This window comes from Amycolatopsis sp. NPDC051128, from assembly GCF_040682715.1.
GTDB lineage: Bacteria > Actinomycetota > Actinomycetes > Mycobacteriales > Pseudonocardiaceae > Amycolatopsis.
In genome coordinates, this window is record NZ_JBFBBN010000006.1 from 240,585 (window position 1) to 260,046 (window position 19,462).

Below are 19,462 nucleotides of genomic sequence, written 5' to 3' on the forward strand. Positions count from 1 at the left end.
GATGCCGGGCGGCAGCGGGTTGACCCCTTTCAGCCGTGGTCGAGCGGCTCGTAGCCGAACCAGTCGAAGTGGACGGTGCCGTCCGCGGCGTACATGCCGATGATCCGGCCGGTGAAGCCGCCGGCCACCTCGGTCGACAGGTACCGGCCGTCCAGGGTGGCGAGCGCGGTGAAGGCGCCGTCCGGTTCCTCGACGCCGAACGTGAGGAAGTCGGGTCCGGAGCGCGGTTCGCCCGGCGTGTGCGCGGCCACGTCGATGCCGAGCACCACGGGTCCGTCGGGCACCGCGAGGGCGGCGACGACGGTGCGCAGCGGGCCGACCCGAGCGAGCACCGTGACCTCTCCCGGACCCGCCTCGATCTCGTAGTGGTGTTCCTCGTCGAGCCGGACCGCCAGGCCGCCGCGTCCGTCCGCCGGATCGGCCAGTGCGCGTACCCGGCACGAGAGGTGCTGCTGGCGGCGGCCGACGAACACCACGCCGGGATCGTCCATGCCGCTGCCACGGGCCCGAAGAGTCAGCCACCCGGCCCGTTCCGTCGTGGTGCAGTGCTCCTCGAGCCTGCTGCGCACCGAGATCCAGTGCGGCCGCAGCTCATGGGCGTCGAAGTCGTCCCGGTCCGGCACGGCGGCGCCGGGCCGGAGCGGCCACGGCGGCGCGGGCAGGTCGAGGTCCAGCGGGCCCACGACCGGCCAGCCGTCGACCCAGTTCACCGGCGCCAGGAAGGTCTCCCGGCCGAGCACGTGCCAGCCGGGGGTGCCGCCACCCGGGCGCACGCCGAGCGCCACCATCCACCAGGAACCGTCGGGCGCCTGCACCAGGTCCGCGTGGCCGGTGTTCTGGACGGGGTGGTCGGAGCTTCGGTGGGTGAGGATCGGGTTGGCGGGGCACGGCTCGAACGGGCCGGTGGGCGCGGGGCCGCGGGCGATCGAGACGCCGTGGCCCCGCTCCGTCCCTCCTTCGGCGATCAGCAGGTACCAGTACTCGCCGATCCGGTAGAGGTGCGGCGCTTCCGGGGCTTTGCCGCCGGGCGTGCCGGACCAGAGCCGGCGAGGCGCCCCGAGGGTCTCCCCCGTCCGCGGGTCGATCCGGACCTGACCGATTCCCGCGTACGTGCACCAGCACGTCCCGTCCTCGTCCCAGGCGAGGTCCGGGTCGATGCCGCCGACCCCCGGCAGCCGGACCGGCTCCGACCACGGCCCCGCCGGATCGGTGGCGGTGACCAGCAGGTTCCCGCCGTCGCTGACGTTCGTGACGATCAGCCAGAACCGGCCCTCGTGGTACCGCAGCGTCGGCGCGTAGATCCCCGCGGATGACGGCGATTCGACGGGAAGACGCAGCTGGCTCGGCCGGTCGAGGACGTTGCCGAGCTGCGTCCAGTGCACCAGGTCCCGGCTGTGGAAGACGGGCACGCCGGGGAAGTACTCGAAGCTGGAGCACGCGAGGTAGTAGTCGTCGCCCACCCGGCAGATGCTGGGGTCGGGGTGGAATCCCGGGATGACCGGGTTGGCGACGGTGCCGCCCGTCCGCTGGTGCTCTGCCATGCGATCCCCTTCCAGTTCCGGCTGTTCCGGCTGTTCCGAGTACATCAAAAGCCACCGCCGGCCGCCTGGATCCGGGCCGGGTGATCGTCGCGGGCGGCAGCACCTGGTAAAGAACCACGCATGACCACCACGAACGCCTTCTCCCTGGAGCCCACTCCGATCCGGGTGCCCGACGAGGTCCTCGACGACCTGCGCGCCCGGCTCGCGCTGACCCGGCCACCGCTGGACGAGGGGAACGACGACTGGTCCTACGGCGTCCCGGCCGGCTACCTCCGTGAGCTGGTCGCCTACTGGCGGGACGGCTACGACTGGCGGACGGCCGAGGCCGCCATCAACGCCTACGAGCACTACCAGGTGCGCGTCGCCGGTGTCCCGGTGCACTTCATGCGCAAGCCCGGCCGCGGCCCCCGCCCGGTCCCGCTGATCCTCACCCACGGCTGGCCGTGGACGTTCTGGCACTGGTCGAAGGTGATCGACCCGCTCGCCGACCCGGCCGCCTCCGGCGGTGACCCCGCCGACGCGTTCGACGTCATCGTCCCGTCGCTGCCCGGTTTCGGTTTTCCCGGCCCGCTCACCGGCTTTCCGGACGTCAACTTCTGGAAGGTCGCCGACCTCTGGCACACCCTGATGACCGAGACCCTGGGCTACGCGAAGTACGCCGCGGGGGGCTGCGACATCGGCGGGATCGTCTCCAGCCAGCTCGGCCACAAGTACGCCGACGAGCTGTACGGCATCCACATCGGCTCCGGGCTGCCGCTCGACTTCTTCACCGGCCCCCGCGCCTGGGACCTCGCCCGGAACCGGCCCCTCACCGACGACCAGCCCGCCGACGTGCGCGCCCGCGTCATCGAGCTGGAGCACCGCTCGGCGTCCCACCTCGCCGTGCACATGCTCGACGGCGCCACCCTGGCCCACGGGCTGAGCGACTCGCCCGCCGGGCTGCTCGCCTGGCTGCTGGAGCGCTGGAACGCCTGGAGCGACAACGGCGGCGACGTCGAGTCCGTCTTCACCAAGGACGACCTGCTCACCCACGCCACGATCTACTGGGTCACCAACTCCATCGCCACGTCGATGCGGTACTACGCCAACGCCAACCGCTACCCCTGGACCCCCGCCCACGACCGCACCCCGGTCGTCCAGGCGCCGGTCGGCCTCACGTTCGTCACCTACGAGAACCCGCCCGGCATCCACACCGCCGACGAGCGCGTCCGGGCGTTCGAGACCGGCCCGCAGTCCGCTTGGTTCAACCACGTCAACGTCACCGCCCACGACCACGGCGGCCACTTCATCCCCTGGGAGAACCCCGGCGCCTGGGTGAGCGATCTGCGCCGCACCTTCCGCGGCCTCAGGCCCTGAGCGACCCTGCCGTGTTAGCGCTCACACGATGGCCCCGCCTGCCGTTGACTCGCCGGTGCGGGGCTGTCTAATGTGGAATTCCACTGAGGGCGACCGCGCCCGCGATCCGGGAGGTTCGGTGCCCAGACGCTGGGTGGTCGCATCGGTTGTGGCGTTGTTCGTGGTGGCCGCGACGGTGGTCGCCGTCGCCTTGGCGGCGCGGCCGAACGGCGTTGACGGCTCGCCGGCGCCGATCGCCCTGGCCGGCGGCCAGGCGATCGGGCCGGCCGCCACCACGGCGCCCCCAAGCGCGTCGCCGAACACGGCGCCGAGCGCGTCGCCGAGTCCGTCCGCCAGCCCGACGACGACCGTCGCTTCCCCCAGTGCCAAGCGCTCGGCTCCGGCGGCCGCGCCGGGCGGCGCGCCGCTCGCCGGGAGGATCGCGCCGGGGGTCACCCGCTCCGGGGTGGCCACCTTCTACGACGCCGACGGCGGCGGCGCGTGCGGGTACGACCCGGGCCCGGACCCGTTGACCGCGGCGATGAACCAGACGGACTTCGAGGGGTCCCGGGCGTGCGGGGCCTACATCCTGGTTCAGGGGGCGAACGGCGCGAGCGTGACGGTGCGGATCACCAACCTGTGCCCGGCGCCGTGCCGGGTCGGGCAGCTGGACCTGAGCCCGGCGGCGTTCGACCACCTGGGGGCGCGCAACCTCGGCGAGATCCCGATCACCTGGAAGCTGGCAAACCCACCGCTGTCGAAGCGGATCTCCGTCCGCTACAAGACCGGATCTTCCCAGTACTGGTGCGGCATCCAGGTGATCGACCACCGGAATCCGGTGGCCCGGCTGGAAGTCCGCGCGGGCGGCGGGTGGAAACAGCTCCAGCGCACCGACTACAACTACTTCCTGTCGGAGAACGGCGCGGGGTGCGGCGGGGCCATCGCGGTGACCGACATCTACGGCGAGCGGCTGGTGGTCGACCCGCTGCCGGTCAAGGCCGACGTCATCCAGCTGACGACCCGGCAGTTCGCCCAGCACTGAAGTCCGGGGTTCACGGTGCCCGGAGGGTTGCCGGGTGAACGCGGCTGACACGTCACCGACGAGCCGCCGGGCGCACAGGACGGCGGCGATCCGCCGGGTGGGCTACAGTGAGTGTTACGTGAGGTTGAAACGTAGCCCTACGTGAACGACTCTGCCCGCACTCCACCCCGGATCGATGCGGCGGCGAGTTCACCTCCGTGTTCCATGCGCAGGCCTACTTGTTGCCCGTGTCACCCGCTGCCCGGAGCCGGCCGATGCCGCGCGGTCCACCGGGATTGCGGAAAGCTCTGACAAGGGCGTGACGAGGGCATGACGATGGACCACATTCACGACGTTTCCGCCGCGCTGCTCGAACTGACCGAGTCGCTGCGAGCCGATCAGTCCCGCGACGAGACGCTGGCGCGCATGGCGTCCCGGGTCGTGACCCTGCTCCCCGGCGCCTACGCCGCGAGCGTGACCCTGTTCGAAGGCGGGGTGCCGGCCACCGTCGCGGCGACCGAAGAGGGGGTGCGCACCCTCGACAAGGTCCAGTACTCCCTCGGTGACGGGCCCTGCATCGAGGCGACGCGCACCGAGACGGTCGTGCGGACCGATATCGGGCAGGCGCGGCGGCGGTGGCCCGCGTTGGCCGAAGCCGTGGCCGAAGCCGGTGTCGAGACGATGATCTCGTGCCCGCTGTTCGTCCGGGCCGACAACGCCGCCGTCCAGGAAGCGGCGGACGACCACCACCTGTCGGGTGCGCTGAACGTGTGGAGCCGGCAGCCGGGCGCCTTCGAGCCGGCGCACGCCGCGCTGATCGCCCTGTTCACCACGGCGATGTCCGGGGTGATCCTGACCGCCGCGCGATGGGGCCGCGCCCAGGCCGAAGCCGGGCAGCTGCTCGTCGCGCTGCGGACGCGGGACACGATCGCCACGGCCAAGGGGATCGTGATGGCCCGCCGGAACCTGACCGTCGACGAGGCGTTCTGCTGGCTCACCGAAGTCTCCCAGCACACGAACTGCAAGATCCGCGAGATCGCCCGGGTCATCGTGGCCGATCCCGGCCTCGTCGAACCGGGTGGGCAGGCGGGCGGCGACGTCGTCCGCCACCATGGCCGCAAGCAGGGGTCGTCGAACCCATGACCTTTCCCCAAGGCGGCTCCGAGCGGTGGCGGGAGGAAACCGCGCTCCGCCTGCTCGCGGGGACGCGGCAGCGCGCGGCGGCGAACGAGGCGGTCGGCATCCTGCAGGTCTGGCACGCCTGCGCGCGCGAACAAGCCCGTGACGATCTCGACGTCACCGGTACCACGGCCGGCCGGGAGGTCGAGGCGCGCCGGATCATCGCCGTGATCGACGCCGCCGCGACCGGCCGGGCCGATCCCGACGCCCGCTGGGACTGACCGCCCGGACCTCGCTCGGTTCAGCGGCGAGGGAGAGCGCGCGGTCGAGCCAGTGGCGGCCTTCACCGAACACCCCGCAGCCCGCCCAGGAGAACCAGAGGGCCGAAGCCGGAGCCCGGCTTTCAGTCCTTGCCACGAAGCCAGTTCCGGGCCGGCGCTGTCGGTGAGCAGCGCGGTCGCGGCCAGTTCGGCCAGCACGACCGCGTCGGCCAGCTCGTCCGCCGTCAGCTCACCGGGCCGCCGCCGGTAGAGGTCCAGCGTGCCGAACCGGATCGCCCCGGCCCGCAGGGGGAAGGCGAAGACCGCCGCGGCCCCGGCGGGCAGCGCGCCGTCGGACAGACCGGGCCAGCGGTCCCGGTCCGCCCGCAGGTCACCGACCAGGACCGGTCCACCGGCTTCGAACGCCTCGACCCCCGGCCCCTCGCCGACGGTGTACTGCAGCTCCTCGAGCACCGCCGCCCACTCGTCGCTCGCCGCGGCCAGGTCCTGCACCCGCGACCCCGCCCGCACCGTGATCGCGGCACCGTCCACGCCGACCTCCGCCACCACGACCGCGCACACCACCCCGGCCCAGCCGGCCCGGCCGGGTGCGCGCTCGACGACCAGCCGCCACAGCCGCGCACGGCGCCGACCGTCCACCGCTCGTCACCTCCGCCCGTCCGGCGATCACCGGGCACCGTCCCCATCGGTGCCCCATCATCGCGCACGCGCCGGAACGGTGCCGCCTTCGGGCGGTGCGGTGCACGCGCCGCGGCTGGACGCCCGGCGCCGCGGCATGCCAAGTTGCCAGAGGGACGGCCACACGACGGCCGCTTCCGAGTACCGCCCCGATCCGCCCCCACCCGGAGGTCAACGGTGACCGAGTACGACTTCGACCGACGTGACGTGTTGCGCGCCCTCGCCCTGCTGGGGGTGACGGGCGTGACGGCGCCCCTGTTCGGCGGAACCGCCGCGGCGTCCGGCACGAGCCCGCTGGATCTCGAGTTCACCGTCGAGGAGCGGTTCCGGCCGTTCGACCTGATCGCGCCGAGGTTCGTCCAGGTCGACACCGCGGCCCGGCGCGGCGCCCTGGTCAAGACCGGTGTCCGGCCGAAGGCCCCCTACGGAACGGTGACGGCCGAAGTGCTCGACGGGAGCGCCCCGGTCGTCGCCGGGCTGGCCGGGGACCAGGGCTCGGTACTCGGGACCTACGACGCCGCCGCGGGACGGGCGGGCATCGAGATCACCACGCCGAGTGGCACGAGCGTGGTCAAGACCGCTCCGGCGGACCTGCGGGCGCCGTTCGGGTTCGCCGTGGTGGTCAACGAAAACGCGGTCACGGTGCTGGCCGACACGGGAGCGGGCTGGCGGCCGCTGCTGACCGAGCGCGACCAGGTCCGCGCGCGGATCGACCTGCGCGACCCCGCGGTGCTGGGCAAGCTGGGTTACGCCTACGGGACCCGCGGGCCGGGCCGGCTGGGCCGGGTCCGCGCCGGCTACTTCGGCCAGGCCGGCGTCCGCGACCCGCACGTCGTGCAGCACGCCGACGGCCGGCCCTACATCCGCCACGGCAAGCTCTACCTGACCATGACCAACGCCGGGCTGGGGTTCTTCCAGCAGGCGCACTGGGCGGTGTGGACGCTCGACCTCGCCGATCCGGCGAAGCTGGAGCAGGTGGCGACGCTGTTCTTCGCCCGCGATGGCGTCGTGCTCGGCGACCACGCCGGCCAGATCGTCCGCGACGACGAGCACGACCGGTTCATCCTGCTCATGAGCTCCTGGGGTGACTTCGCCTTCAACGGTGTGCACGTGCGCCACACCGTGACCCGCGCGGACGTGCTTTCGGGCGTGCACGTGCTCCCCACCGAACGGCTGCCCCTGCCCACGACCGTCAGCTCGTGGGACCCGGCGCTGACCAGGATCGACGGCCGCTGGCACATCGCGTTCGTGGAAAGCCCGGCACAGCAACCGTCCTTCGTGTTCCACCCGGCGCTGGCGGCCGCGGCACCGGGCGCCGGCTACGACCGCGGCCTGACCCTGCTGGGCGCCGACACCTCGGTCGGCCAGACCGAAGGCACGATCCTGCAGCGGGTCGGCGGCCGGTGGTACCTGTTCGCCAGTGACGGCGACGCCCGCGAATACCCCGTCTACGACCTGCGGCTGCGCAAGCTGGGCACGCTGAACGCGCCGTACGGCACCAACATCCCGCACCCGATGCTCGTGCGCGTCGGCAACCGGTGGTGGCTGACCACCTTCGACGGCACCCAGTACGCCGAAGACGTCCTCGGCTACGGCGGGCACGGCGACTTCGTCCTGATGCGAGCCCGGCGGGAAGGTCGCGAATGACCAAGGCCGGGCAGTCAGCTGCGGCAGCGAGCTGTCAAGCTGCCCAATTGGCCCGATTGGCCCGGTTTCAGGTGCTCGCCCACAGCCGTGAATGGCCCATTAAGGGACATAGAGTCCCTCAATGTGCCATTCACAGCCTTCCGTTGACCGCTTGCGCGGCAGAGGAATCCTTAACCAGCACGCCGACCAGCCATCGGTGACAGGCGCCGGCACGTGGCGTCAACCTGCAATGGTGACAACGAAAGCGCCGTGTGTTCGAACGCATCGAACGGTTCGCACCGGATGCGGCAACCTTTGCTCCGACCGTTGAGAAAGCGCTTACTCAAGTACTCGACTGATCGGGTCGTCGAGGTTGACATCCGGTGGACCCCCTGGTTTGAATCGGTTCATCGCGGCGGTGACGAGCTGACCGGAGGCCGACGATGTCCCCGCAGTCCCCTTTCACCAGAAGATCCTTCCTCGGCGGCGTGTCCGTACTGGCCGCCACGGCGGCCGCCCCACCGGCGGCCGGAGCGGCGGCCCCGGGAGCGAGCGCGCCCACGGCGGCGAGCGCCGAAGCGAGCCTGCACTGGCTCGACGGCAAGCCCGCCGCCTCGGCGGGCTGCGCCTTCGGCGTTCCCTGGCCGAGAGGCGCGTTGTCCAGGACCGTGCCGCTGGCCCTGCACAGCGGCGACGGGGCCCCGGTCCCGGTGCAGTCGTGGCCGCTGGCGTACTGGCCGGACGGCTCGGTCAAGTGGACCGGCCACGCCGTGACCTCGTCCGCCACCGCGGAAACCTTCAGGCTGGCGCCGGGAACGCCCGCGGCGCCGCCGGCGCCGGTGACCGTGCGCCGTTCGCCGCGCGAAATCGTCCTGACCAACGGAACAGTCGAGCTGAAGATCGCCACGACCGGCGCCGTCGCCGTGCCGTCGCTCTCCCGGGCCGGGCGGGTCGTCGCCCGCGACGGCGAGCTCGTGCTGCGAACGCAGGACCAGCCGGACGACGCCGACGACTCCCGGGCGCCACGCCGGGAGGACTGGACCGGGATCGTCGAACGGGCCGAGGTCGAGCAGCCGGGGCCGGTGCGCGCCGTGGTGAAGCTGACCGGCCGGTACCGCCGTGACCGCGGCCGCGGCGCCCGGGCGATCCTGCCGTGGACCCTGCGGATCTACCTCGGGGCGGGCGACGACTCCCTGCGCGTCGTGCACAGCTTCCGCTGGGACGCCGACGAAAACCACGACTTCGTCCGCGGGCTGGGCCTGCGGTTCTCCGTTCCGCTGACCGACGAGCCGCACAACCGCCACGTCCGCTTCGGCACCGCCTCCGGTGGCGTGTGGGGTGAACCGGTGCGTGTGCTCACCGGCCTGCGCCGCGACCCCGGCACGGCGGTCCGGACCGCCCAGACGGCAGGCACGGCCACCCCGCCGGTCGCGCAGTGGGGCCAGCAGGTCCGCGACGGCTACCAGAAGCTGGCCCTGTGGAACGACTTCACCCTGTTCCAGGAGTCGGCCCGCCACTTCGCCGTGTGGAAACGCACCAGCGCGGCCGGCAGCTGGCTGCGGCACGCCGGCCGCGGTGACCGCGCCTCCGGCTTCGGCTACGTCGGCGGCACCGGCGGCGGCCTCGGCTTCGGGATGCGCGACTTCTGGCAACGGGCGCCGCGCTCGCTGGACGTCCGCGGCGCGGCCACCGACACGGCCACGGTGACGCTGTGGTCGTACTCTCCCCTGGCGCCCGCGATGGACCTGCGGACCTATGACACCGTCGCCCACGGACTCGATCTGTCCTATGAGGACGTCCAGGAGGGTTTCGCGACACCGCAGGGCATGATGCGCTCCACCGAGCTGCGGCTCTGGGCGATGGCGGCCACCCCGGCCAGGGACACGATCGCCGCGCTCTCGGCCATCCTGACCGCGCCACCGCAACTCGTCACGAGCCCGCAGACCTACCACGCGGCCGGGGTGTTCGGCCGCTGGAGCCTGCCCGACCGCAGCACCCCGGCCCGCGCCGCCCTCGAAGACGGGATCGCCCGGGAGATCGGGTTCTACGCCGACCAGGTCGACGAACGCGAATGGTACGGGTTCTGGCACCACGGCGACGTCATGCACACCTACGACGCGGACCGCCACGAGTGGCGCTACGACGTCGGCGGCTACGCCTGGGACAACGCCGAACTCGGCACCGACGCGCTGCTCTGGTACGCCTTCCTGCGTTCGGGCGATCCGCGGACGTTCCGGCTCGCGCACGCGATGACCCAGCACGTGTCCGAAGTGGACACCCACCACGCCGGCCGGTTCGCCGGGCTCGGGTCCCGCCACTCCGTCGTGCACTGGGGCGACGGCGCGAAGGAAGCCCGCGTCGGCGAGTCGTTCACGAAACGGTTCTCCTACTACCTCACCGCCGACGAGCTGCTGGGCGACCTGATCCGGTCCTCCCTGCAGGCGGACGAGACGCTGCGCACGGTGGATCCGCTGCGCGCGGTCCTGCCGCCCCAGACGAAGGCGCCGGCCAGGATCCGGATCGGACCGGACTGGTACGCGCTGGTCAGCAACTGGCTGACCGAGTGGGAACGCACCGGTGACGTCCGCTGGCGCGACCGGATCGTCACCGGCATGAAGGACATCGCGGGCTTCCCGGCCGGGCTGTTCACCGGCGAGGCGGGCAGCGCGGTCGGCTTCGACCCGGCGACCGGTCACCTGGTGAATCTCGAGAAGGGCGACTTCGACGGCGGCTACAACCTCTCGATGGCCTTCCTCGGCGAGCAGATCCTCTGGGAGACTCTCGACCTGGTCGACGTCCCCGAGTTCCGCCGGACCTACCTGGACTTCGCCCGCTACGCCCAAGCCACCTCGGCCGAAAAGATCGCCCGCTACGGCCGCGACTTCAACCCGGGACTGTTCAAGACCATCTACTCCCGCGTCACGGCCTGGGCCGGCGAACAACTCGGGGACGCGACCCTGCGCCGTCGTGGCTGGGACCAGTTCACCAGCGACCCGGCGGGCAAGCCGTGGCCGCCCGCCGAACACGTCACCGGCAGCGCGGTGGCCGGCCCGGTGACGGAGATCCCGACCCGGACCACCACGAACCCCGCGGGCGACTTCGCCACGTTCGCCACGAACGACTTCGCCCAGCGCAACCTCGCGATCATCTTCCTGCTCGCCATCGCCCCGGAGGAAGCACCGTGAAGATCGCCGGAACGGCCATGGCCGCCGTGCTCGCCCTCGGCGCGCTCCCGGCCGTGGCGGAGGCGGGACCGCGCTGGAGCGTGTGCACGGCCACCTGTTCTTTCGACGTCCCCTCAGGCGACTACGAGATCGACGTGCTCCTGGGCGGCCGGGACGCCGGGTCGACCGGCCTCGACGTCGAGGCCCGGCGGATCGCGCTCGCTCCGGTGGCCACCAAGCCGGGACAGCACGTCCACCGGTCGGTGACCGTCGAAGTGCGCACCCCGGAGGGCATGCCGAGCGGTGAAGAAGGACCGGGCGCCCCCGGGCTGCAGGTGCGGCTCACCGGGACCGCGCCCCAGCCCGTCCGGATCGCCGTGACGCCCCGCCCGCGCGTCCCGCGGATCTTCGTGATCAGCGACTCCACCGCCGCCGACTGGGCGAACCCGCCGAAGAACGGCTGGGCCCAAGCCCTTCCCGGGTACTTCCGCGCCGGCGTGAGCGTGGCGAACTACGCCCAGTCCGGCGCGAGCACGGTCAGCTACCTCGCCGACCCGCGCTACTTCCCGCGCGTACGCCCCATGATCCGGCCCGGCGACACCGCGCTGATCCAGCTGGCGCACAACGACAAGCAGACGACCGAAGACGTCTACCGGGCCAACCTCGCGACCCTGGTAGACGGCGTCCGGGCGCAGGGCGGGGCCGCGGTGCTGGTCACTCCCCCGGTGCGGCACCGGTTCGGCGCGGACGGGAAGCTCACCCCGCTCGGCTTGGTGGTGAACAACCTGGGCGTGGACCTGCCCGCGGTGATGCGCGACGTCGCGCGGCTGCGGAAGGTCCCCCTGCTCGACCTGACCGCCCGCAGCCAGGCCCTCCTGGAAGGCCTCGGTGAGACGGCGTCCTGGCCGCTGTACCTGACCGTGGAGCACGATGGCGTCCAGGACGCGTCCCACCTCAGCCGCTACGGCGCCGAGCAGTTCGCCTCGCTCGTCGCGCGGGCCGTCAGCGAAGCCCGGTTGCCGCTGTCGCGGTTCCTGCGCCCGCAAAACCCCTGACCCCGCTCATGATGGCGTCGATGATGCCCTGGTGGGTCACCGCGTAGGACCTTCGGTCGAACAGCCCGAAACCGTACCTGTCGTTCGCGCCGTTGTCCCAGTAGACGGTGGCCGCTCCGTATTTCTTCGCGGTGGCGACGATGGCGCGCGCGAAGTCCGCGCGATACCGGTTGCTCGACGAATCGAACGGCGACTTGTCGATCGAACCGTATTCACCGACGACGACGGGGTATCCCTTGGTGACGAATTTGTCGTACATCATCTTCAGCTGCGCGTCCAGGTAGTCCTCCTGGCCCCAGGTCGACTTCTTCGCCGGATTCGTCGCTCCTCGGCCCCATTGCGTGATGGTGCCACCCTCCTCGCCGGCGAAGTCCCAGGGACTGTAGTAATGCACGGAAATCATGATCCGCTGTTCGTTTCCGGGAATGGTGGACGACCGATACCGGTCCGTCGGAAGCACGAAGCCGTAGTTGCCCGCGGTGTAGTCGATGTTGGTGTTCCAGCCGGCGATGAGCAGCCAGCGCGAGCTGTTGTTCCCGCCGGCCTTCCGCACGGTGTCCACGAAGATCTGGTTGTAGGCGTTGATGTTCGAGTAGCACGGCTGGGTCGGCCTGCCGTACTGGCCGTCGAACTCTTCGTTCATGGACTCCAGGATCAGGCGCTGGTCGTAGTTCTGGAACCTGGCGGCGATCTGCTGCCAGGCCTTCTGGTACTTGGCCTTGATCGCCGTCTGGTTGGACGAGTCACAGATCAGCCAGGAGCCGGTGATCGTCTTGTAGCCGTCGCCGTGCATGTTGACCAGCACGTGCAGGCCCCGGCCATAGGCGTAGTCGACGACCTGCTGGATCCGGTTCAGCCAGGAAGGATTGATCGTGTAGTTCGGGCCAGGCCCGATGTACCCCAGGTAGGAGACGGGGATCCGAATGGTCTTGAAGCCCGCCGCCTTCACCTTGTCGATGAGAGCCTGCGTCACGGTCGGCAGGCCCCATGCCGTTTCGCTGGGATATCCGTTGGCGTTGGCTTCCAGCTGGTTACCCAGGTTCCAGCCCGCGCCCATGTCGGCGACGATCTGCGAAGCGCTCAGCTGGTTCACGGTTTCGGCCGGCGCCTGATTCGCCAATCCGGAAACGGAGGCGGTGAGCGCCATCGTAGCGGCAATCAGAACGGATCTTGTTCTTCCTGCTTTTTCCGGCACAGCTGATCCTCTCTCGACACTGAGGGCGGTCGTGGCCGTCATGCGACCCTGCGTAACACAGTGCAACATGATTGATTCACACAGTCAATCCCTGTCCATGAGGGAAATCCTTACCTGCGACCGAGTGGCGATCGAAAGAATCGAAGATTCGAAAGAATCGAAATTCGGTCGCGCGGAGTTCGGCGGTTCAGCCGCCGTTCGCCATGACCAGCAGATAACCGGCGACGAACAGGAGCGGGCCCGCGATGGTGCCGATCAGGAGGCAGCCCGAGCCGGTCCGCACGCCCTGCTCGATCCGGTCGGTCACTGGACAGCCAACCGCGTCTGAACGACTCCTCGCTCAGGACCCGCGGGCGATCAGGCCTCGCAGCTGGGTGCTGTGCCGCGCGGAGCTCACGTCCTCGTCCACCACGCGCCGCACCGGCGGCCGGTGCTCGGTCCGGCTCGACCGGTGCTCGGGATGCACGAGGCGGCCGTCGACGAGCACCGATCCGGTCTCGTCCCGGACCGCGAACGCCATGGCGCCACCGGTTTCCCAGACCAGTTCCGTCGAGCCGCCGTCGGAGGTGGTGCGCTCCACCACCTGGCTGAAGTACCACACGCACGGCTCACCGGACAGCGGCGCGGTCAACGGCCCCGCCGGGCCGGGCCGGGTCCACCCCTCGACCGCGCACAACCCCTGCCCCGGCGCGGTCACGTCGGCACACCGCGAGACGGCCAACCGCGCGACCCGCCTGCGCTCCCGGCGGTCACTCCAGGTCAGCAGGGCCCACACCGGCATCAGGACGGTCAAGGCGCCACCGGAGGCCAGCAGCACCACCCCAAGAGCCGTCATCCGGTCCCCCGCTTCGCCGCCGCGACCTGGGGAAAGGCTACCTGGCGTCGGCGCCGCCCGAGGCGGATCGCCGCGAACGGACTCAGCGGCGCCAGGTTCCCACGCCGTCGAGGAGCCGGTCGATGAGCCCGTCGGAAACCGCTTCCCGCTGCATGGCCGTGCGGTAGACGATCGGCCCGACCAGCATCGCCGTCAGATCGGCCGGATCGGCGTCCGACTCCAGTTCCCGCGCGGCGACGGCCGATCGGATCGCCGCGTGGATCCGTTCCCTGATCACCTTGTTCGACTCGTCGCGCCGGCGGGCGATCTCCGGGTCCCAGAGCGCCGACTGCATCAAGGTGAGCGAGAGGCCGGCGACAGCGGGGGGCATCAGATCGTCGGCCATCTGCCGGAGCTGCCGATGCAGCCACGGCCGGACCGGCGTCTCGGGATCCTTGAACAACGGCAGATCCGCGCCGTCCATCACGTCGAGCAACAGCTGCTCGGATCGCGGCCAGTGCCGGTACACGGTCGCCCGGCCCACGCCGGCCTCCTGGGAAACGCGCTGATGAGTGACCGCGCCGGGCCCTTCGCTCGCCAGCAGCCGCCGGGCCGCGACCAGGATCGCCTCCCGGGAACGCGCCGCGCGCGGGTCCGTCGAGTAACTCACCGCCGCATGATACGAGCCGCTTCGAAGATCCGTTCGGCGAAACTATGAGACAGTTGACTCATAGTTTGCCCCGTGGCAGAGTGCGTTCTATGAGACACGCTGTCTCACACTTATTAGGCGGGAGCGGACCATGACAGATCCCCGGCAGCCCACTGTGCTGGCGACCGGCCGGCGGGCGGACCACTGTCCCTTCGAACCGGCGGCCGAACTGACCGCGTTGCGCGAACGACCCGGTCTGCCCGTCATCCCCCGCCACCACCCGTTCTTCGGGCAGTTCGACGCCCGCGCCGTCACCCGCTACGGCGATGTTCGCGCCGTGTTCGCGCACGAACACATCGGTGCCGACATGAACGCCGACGCCGACGCGCCGCGCACGTTGTTCAACCAACCCGGTTTCCTGCTCGGCTACGACGGGCCCGAACACTCGCGGCTGCGGCGGATGCTGGCCGGCGCGTTCACCGTCCGCAGGCTGCAGGACATGCGGCCGTGGATCGAGCGGATCGTCGCCGAGCACCTGGACGCGATGCACGAGTCGGGTCCCGTGGCCGACCTGGTGCAGGCGTACGCCCTGCCCATTCCCTCACTCGTGATCTGCGAACTGCTCGGCGTCCCCCGCTCCGACCGCGCCGACTTCCAGCACCGCAGCGCGGTGCTGCTCGACACCACCCGCACCGAGCAGGAACAGTTCGCCAACTACGCGGCGATGCACGCGTACATGGGCGAACTCGTCGGCCGGTCGCGCACCGAACCCGCCAGCGGAGTGCTCGGCGAAGTGATCCGCGAGCACGGCGACGAAATCACCGACGATGAGCTGATCGGCTTCGGCAACCTGCTTCTCATCGCCGGCCACGAAACTACCTCGAACATGATCGCGCTCGGCACCTTGGCCCTGATGCGGAACCCGGACCAGCTGGCCGCCGTCCGCGACGACGAGAACGTGGCGACCTCCGCGATCGAGGAACTGCTGCGTTACCTTTCCATCGTCACCTATCTCGACCGGCGCGCCACGACGGACCTGGACGTCGCCGGTCACCGGATCGCGGCCGGCGAGTGGCTGTCGCTGTCGGTCATGGCCGCCAATCACGACCCCGCGCTGGCCGGCGGGAACGCCGGTCTCGACGTGCGCCGCAAACCGGTGCCACACCTGGCTTTCGGCTTCGGCGCCCACCAGTGCCTCGGTCAGCAGCTGGCCCGCGTCGAACTCAAGGCGGCATTGCCCGCGCTGCTGCGCCGCTTTCCGGCGCTCCGCCTGGCCGTCCCGTTCGAGCAGCTCGAATTCCGGACCTTCTCCCCGATCCACGGCGTCACGTCGCTGCCGGTGACCTGGTGACCTGTTCACTGTGACCCGGGCGACAGACTGACCAGACGACGAACTGCCCGGCGCGCTCACGGAGGACCCCCCGGTCGGCCTGTGGCGCGCGTCACCAAGGCTCGCTGTCACAAGGGATCAGGGCACCGGTGTCTTGTGGGCGGCCGGGAACAACCCGGCCACGGAAACACCAAGGAGACATCGTGAGCAAGATCTGGTTCGTCACCGGCTCCTCGCGCGGCCTGGGCCGCTGCTTCGTCGAGGCGGCGCTGGCCCGCGGCGACAAGGTGGCCGCGGCCGCCCGCAACACCGCGAGCCTCGACGAACTGGTCGCCGGCTACGGCGACGCCGTGCTGCCCCTCGAACTGGACGTCACCGACAAGGCCGCCGTCTTCGCGGGGGTGAAGCGGGCCGCCGAGCACTTCGGCCGCCTCGACGTCGTCGTGAACAACGCCGGCTACGCCCAGGTCGGCGCGGTCGAGGAGCTGACCGAGCGGGAACTGCGCGACCAGCTGGAGACCAACGTGTTCGGCGCGGTGTGGGTGATCCAGGCCGCCCTGCCCTACCTGCGGGACCAGGGAGCGGGGCACATCATCCAGCTGTCCTCGGCGGCCGGGCTCGTCGCGATGCCCCTCGGCGGCGCGTACCACGTCTCCAAGTGGGCGCTGGAAGGCCTGAACGAATCCCTCGCCCAGGAGGTCGCCGGCTTCGGGATCAAGGTGACCGTCGTCGAGCCCGGCGGCTTCGCCACCCGGGACGGCAAGAACCCGGATCCCCTCGCCAACGGCCACCTGGCCGAGACCAACCCGGCCTACGACGGTCTCCGCGCCCGTCTCGCCGGGGCCGTCGCGAAGCAGCCCGCCGGCGACCCGGCCGCCGCGGCCCAGGCCCTGCTCAAGATCGTCGATGCCGATCAGCCGCCCCTGCGAGTGCTCTTCGGCGTGGGCTTCTACCCGCTGATCCAGCAGGTCTACGCCGACCGGCTCAAGACCTGGGCCGACTGGCAGGATCTCTCGGCGGAGGCTCAGGGCCGGACCGCCTGAGCCCGGCGCCGGGCTACTGTGCCGATCGTTACCGCGTGCCCGCGCGGGGTCGGCCTGCTTTTGGCCGGATCAGTAAATCGTTTGGGGCGCACGCACTCCTTCGGCAAGCTGGCGATCATGACCAGCGGGTGGGTGCGGCTGCAGGCCGTGGCGGTGTCCGGTTCGTCCGCCGAAGGGCTGATGCTGGCGGCCCTGCCCCTGCTCGCCGTGTCCGTCACCACCGATCCGCGCGAGGTGTCGCTCGTCAACGTCGCGGGGCAGGCGCCGTGGCTGCTGCTGTCCCTCTTCGCCGGCGTGCTCATCGATCGCGTGCGGCGGACCGCCGTCCTCGCCTGGGCTTACGCCGTGCAGGCCGGGGCGGCGGTCGCGCTCGCCGTCGTCGCGTCCGCCGGCTTGCTCAGCCTGCCCGTGCTGCTGGTCGTCGCCTTCGTCGTCACCTCCGCGCAGGTGCTCGGCGACGGCGCCAGCGGCGCGCTGGTGCCCGAACTCGTCGAACCCGGACGGCTCGCCGCCGCCAACGCGCGGCTCACGGTGATCGACCGGGGCGTGGTGCAGTTCGTCGTGCCGCCGCTGACCGGGTTCCTCGTCGCCGTCACCGCCGGGGCGCCCGCGTGGCTGGCCGCCGCCTGCGCGCTGGTCGCGCTGCTGCTGGCCCGCCGCATCCCGTCGCGGTCCGTGGTGGCCGCGACGACCCATCCGCTGCGGGACCTCTCGGGCGGGCTCGCCCACCTGGTCCGGACACCCCTGCTGCGATCGATCACCATCAACGTGGCGCTGGGCTCGTTCGCCGCCAGTGCCGGCAACTCGATGTTCGTGCTCTACGCGACGCAGGTCCTGCACGTCGGCTCGGTCGGGTACGGCCTGCTGCTCGCCTGCCTCGCCGTCGGCTGGGTCGCGGCGTCGTTCGTCGTGCAGCGGATCGTCGACCGTCTCGGCTACTCGTGGTCGATGCGGCTCGCGCAGAGCCTGGGCGCGGTGGCGCCGCTGCTGCTGGCCGTGCTCCCGCCGTGGCCACCGCTGATCGGCGTGGTGCTGGTCTTCCTGACCTCGACGGTGCTGGTCTGGAACGTCTGCTCGCAGTCCAGCCGCCAGCGCTTCACGCCGGCTCCGCTGCTCGGCCGGGTGCTGACCAGCCACCGCGCGCTGGCCTGGGGTTTGACGCCGCTGGGCGCGCTGACCGGCGGCCTGGTCGCGGCCCACTGGAGCCTGCGGAGCGTCTGGCTGGTGGTCGCCGCGATCCAGGCGCTGAGCGCGGTCCTCGTGTGGTTCCAGCTCTCCCCCGCCGCGTTCCGCCGGACCGAGCCGGCCGCCGCGCAGGCGGAGCCGGCCTGACACCGGGTGGCGTGCCGGGTCGGGGCACCGGCACGCCACCCGGACGTCTACTCCCCGATGGCCAGCGCCACCGCGCCCAGCAATGCCGCGTCCTGGTCGAAGCGGGCCGGCACCAGTTCCGGCGGGAACGGCACCGCGTGCGCGAGCCGGTCCGCCAGCGCCGGCAGCAGCACGTCCGCCGACCGGACGAGCCCGCCGCCGACCGCGATGCGCTCGGGGTCGAGGGCGATCGCCAGGTTGGCCACGTGCATCGACAGCTCGTCGAGCGCCGCGGTCACCAGTTCCTTCGCCTCGACGTTCTCCTTGGCCAGCGCGAACAGCTCGCCGGCGGTGACCGGGCGGCCGAGCAGAGTGCTCGCCCGGCCGCCCAGCCCACGCCCACCGACGGCTTCCTCGAGCGGCGCCGCTCCGCTCGCGAAGCCCTCGGTGTCCTGCGGCGAGAGCAGGTTGTACCCGATCTCGCCCGCAGCTCCGTTGGCGCCGGTCAGCACCCGGCCGCCGACCAGCACCGCCGCGGCGATGCCGGTGCCCAGGGAGAGGAACACCGCCGGGTCGGCCCCGTTCAGCGCGCCCCACCGCCATTCCGCCAGCGCCGCGGCCTTCGCGTCGGTCCCCACGGAGATCGGCACTCCCCCGAACTCCGCGGCCACCAGTTCACGCAGGCGCAGCTGCTCCCAGCCCGGCACGTTCGGCGCGAGCAGGATCTGCTCCGGCAGCACGATCCCCGGGCTGACGACGCCGATCGCGGCAGGCTCCACGCCCGCGCCGGCCAGCAGGCTCCTCGCCCCGGCGAGCGCGCGCACCACCACCTGTCCGGCCCCCGCGTGCGCGTCGGTGTCAAGCCGGCGCGTGGCCAGCAGGGTCCCGTCGCGGTCGGCGAGCCCCAGCGCCACCTTCGTGCCGCCGAAGTCGATCCCGAGAATTCGTTCCCCTGTCACTCCGAAGACCCTCCAAACGGGCCGATCTTGCGTTCCAGGACGGGCTGCGGCGACTCGCGCTCCTCGGAACGAGTGGGTGAACTCACGACGTGCCCCTCCGTGCAGTAGTTAGTAAAGTTTCTTAACATACAACGGGCAGGGTCGAAAGGGGTTCGGCCGGTAAACTTGCGGCAACGCACGAGGGCCGGGTAGGGCAAACCGGGCCACCGGTCGGAGCCCCGGCGAGCACCAGCGCCGGGCCCTGGACCGCGGCGACCCGGCTCGTGCGCCCCAATGTGGCGTTCGGTGCGTCCAACGCACCGAACGCCACATTGGGTGCGCTGGACGCAACCACCGCCCCA

The 19,462-nt window shown here is 71.4% G+C and carries 15 protein-coding genes and 1 pseudogene; 10 read left to right on the plus strand and 6 right to left on the minus strand.

The window, feature by feature from the left end:
* Positions 1-29: 29 nt before the first annotated feature.
* Positions 30-1,541: a glycoside hydrolase family 43 protein gene (locus tag AB0M82_RS10100; RefSeq protein WP_364719430.1), complete on the minus strand. Its 1,512-nt coding sequence runs from the start codon at positions 1,539-1,541 to the stop codon at positions 30-32.
* 120 nt (positions 1,542-1,661) lie between these two features.
* On the opposite strand from AB0M82_RS10100, the gene AB0M82_RS10105 reads away from it, so the two are divergent.
* From AB0M82_RS10105 to AB0M82_RS10120, 4 genes are all read left to right on the plus strand, one after another.
* The gene (locus AB0M82_RS10105; protein WP_364719432.1) at positions 1,662-2,897 is read left to right on the plus strand and encodes an epoxide hydrolase family protein; all 1,236 of its coding nucleotides are present in this window, start codon (positions 1,662-1,664) and stop codon (positions 2,895-2,897) included.
* A gap of 118 nt (positions 2,898-3,015) precedes the next feature.
* Positions 3,016-3,918, plus strand: coding sequence for an expansin EXLX1 family cellulose-binding protein (locus AB0M82_RS10110; protein WP_364719435.1), 903 nt, complete (start codon positions 3,016-3,018; stop codon positions 3,916-3,918).
* A 315-nt stretch (positions 3,919-4,233) separates the two neighbouring features.
* On the plus strand, positions 4,234-5,040 hold the full coding sequence (locus AB0M82_RS10115; RefSeq protein ID WP_364719438.1) for a GAF and ANTAR domain-containing protein: 807 nt from the start codon (positions 4,234-4,236) through the stop codon (positions 5,038-5,040).
* Entirely contained in the window at positions 5,037-5,297 is a 261-nt protein-coding gene (locus AB0M82_RS10120) for a hypothetical protein (protein ID WP_364719440.1), read from the plus strand. The genes AB0M82_RS10115 and AB0M82_RS10120 overlap by 4 nt, the downstream gene beginning before the upstream one ends.
* A 180-nt stretch (positions 5,298-5,477) precedes the next feature.
* Here AB0M82_RS10120 and AB0M82_RS10125 read toward each other — a convergent pair.
* Positions 5,478-5,936: pseudogene (locus AB0M82_RS10125) on the minus strand (GAF domain-containing protein); the annotation flags it as partial.
* Between the two features lie 216 nt (positions 5,937-6,152).
* On the opposite strand from AB0M82_RS10125, the gene AB0M82_RS10130 reads away from it, so the two are divergent.
* The 3 genes from AB0M82_RS10130 (at position 6,153) to AB0M82_RS10140 (ending at position 11,820) form a co-directional block, all read left to right on the plus strand.
* A complete protein-coding gene (locus AB0M82_RS10130; RefSeq protein ID WP_364719442.1) occupies positions 6,153-7,622 on the plus strand; it encodes a hypothetical protein in 1,470 nt (489 codons plus the stop codon).
* A gap of 467 nt (positions 7,623-8,089) precedes the next feature.
* Positions 8,090-10,786: a hypothetical protein gene (locus AB0M82_RS10135; RefSeq protein WP_364719445.1), complete on the plus strand. Its 2,697-nt coding sequence runs from the start codon at positions 8,090-8,092 to the stop codon at positions 10,784-10,786.
* Positions 10,783-11,820, plus strand: coding sequence for a GDSL-type esterase/lipase family protein (locus tag AB0M82_RS10140; protein WP_364719448.1), 1,038 nt, complete (start codon positions 10,783-10,785; stop codon positions 11,818-11,820). The genes AB0M82_RS10135 and AB0M82_RS10140 overlap by 4 nt, the downstream gene beginning before the upstream one ends.
* On the opposite strand, the gene AB0M82_RS10145 is transcribed toward AB0M82_RS10140, so the two are convergent.
* The 3 genes from AB0M82_RS10145 to AB0M82_RS10155 form a co-directional block, all read right to left on the minus strand.
* A complete protein-coding gene (locus AB0M82_RS10145) occupies positions 11,768-12,967 on the minus strand; it encodes a glycoside hydrolase family 5 protein (protein WP_364719450.1) in 1,200 nt (399 codons plus the stop codon). The genes AB0M82_RS10140 and AB0M82_RS10145 overlap by 53 nt on opposite strands.
* Positions 12,968-13,355: 388 nt before the next feature.
* Positions 13,356-13,850, minus strand: coding sequence for a hypothetical protein (locus AB0M82_RS10150; RefSeq protein WP_364719452.1), 495 nt, complete (start codon positions 13,848-13,850; stop codon positions 13,356-13,358).
* 82 nt (positions 13,851-13,932) lie between these two features.
* The gene (locus AB0M82_RS10155; protein ID WP_364719454.1) at positions 13,933-14,499 is read right to left on the minus strand and encodes a TetR/AcrR family transcriptional regulator; all 567 of its coding nucleotides are present in this window, start codon (positions 14,497-14,499) and stop codon (positions 13,933-13,935) included.
* Between the two features lie 130 nt (positions 14,500-14,629).
* Here AB0M82_RS10155 and AB0M82_RS10160 point away from each other — a divergent pair, with 130 nt between their 5' ends.
* From AB0M82_RS10160 to AB0M82_RS10170, 3 genes are all read left to right on the plus strand, one after another.
* Entirely contained in the window at positions 14,630-15,829 is a 1,200-nt protein-coding gene (locus AB0M82_RS10160) for a cytochrome P450 (RefSeq protein WP_364719456.1), read from the plus strand.
* A gap of 182 nt (positions 15,830-16,011) precedes the next feature.
* The gene (locus AB0M82_RS10165; RefSeq protein ID WP_364719458.1) at positions 16,012-16,851 is read left to right on the plus strand and encodes an SDR family NAD(P)-dependent oxidoreductase; all 840 of its coding nucleotides are present in this window, start codon (positions 16,012-16,014) and stop codon (positions 16,849-16,851) included.
* A 117-nt stretch (positions 16,852-16,968) separates the two neighbouring features.
* The gene (locus AB0M82_RS10170; RefSeq protein ID WP_364719460.1) at positions 16,969-18,183 is read left to right on the plus strand and encodes an MFS transporter; all 1,215 of its coding nucleotides are present in this window, start codon (positions 16,969-16,971) and stop codon (positions 18,181-18,183) included.
* 47 nt (positions 18,184-18,230) lie between these two features.
* On the opposite strand, the gene AB0M82_RS10175 is transcribed toward AB0M82_RS10170, so the two are convergent.
* Positions 18,231-19,121, minus strand: coding sequence for an ROK family protein (locus tag AB0M82_RS10175; RefSeq protein ID WP_364719462.1), 891 nt, complete (start codon positions 19,119-19,121; stop codon positions 18,231-18,233).
* Positions 19,122-19,462 lie beyond the last annotated feature (341 nt).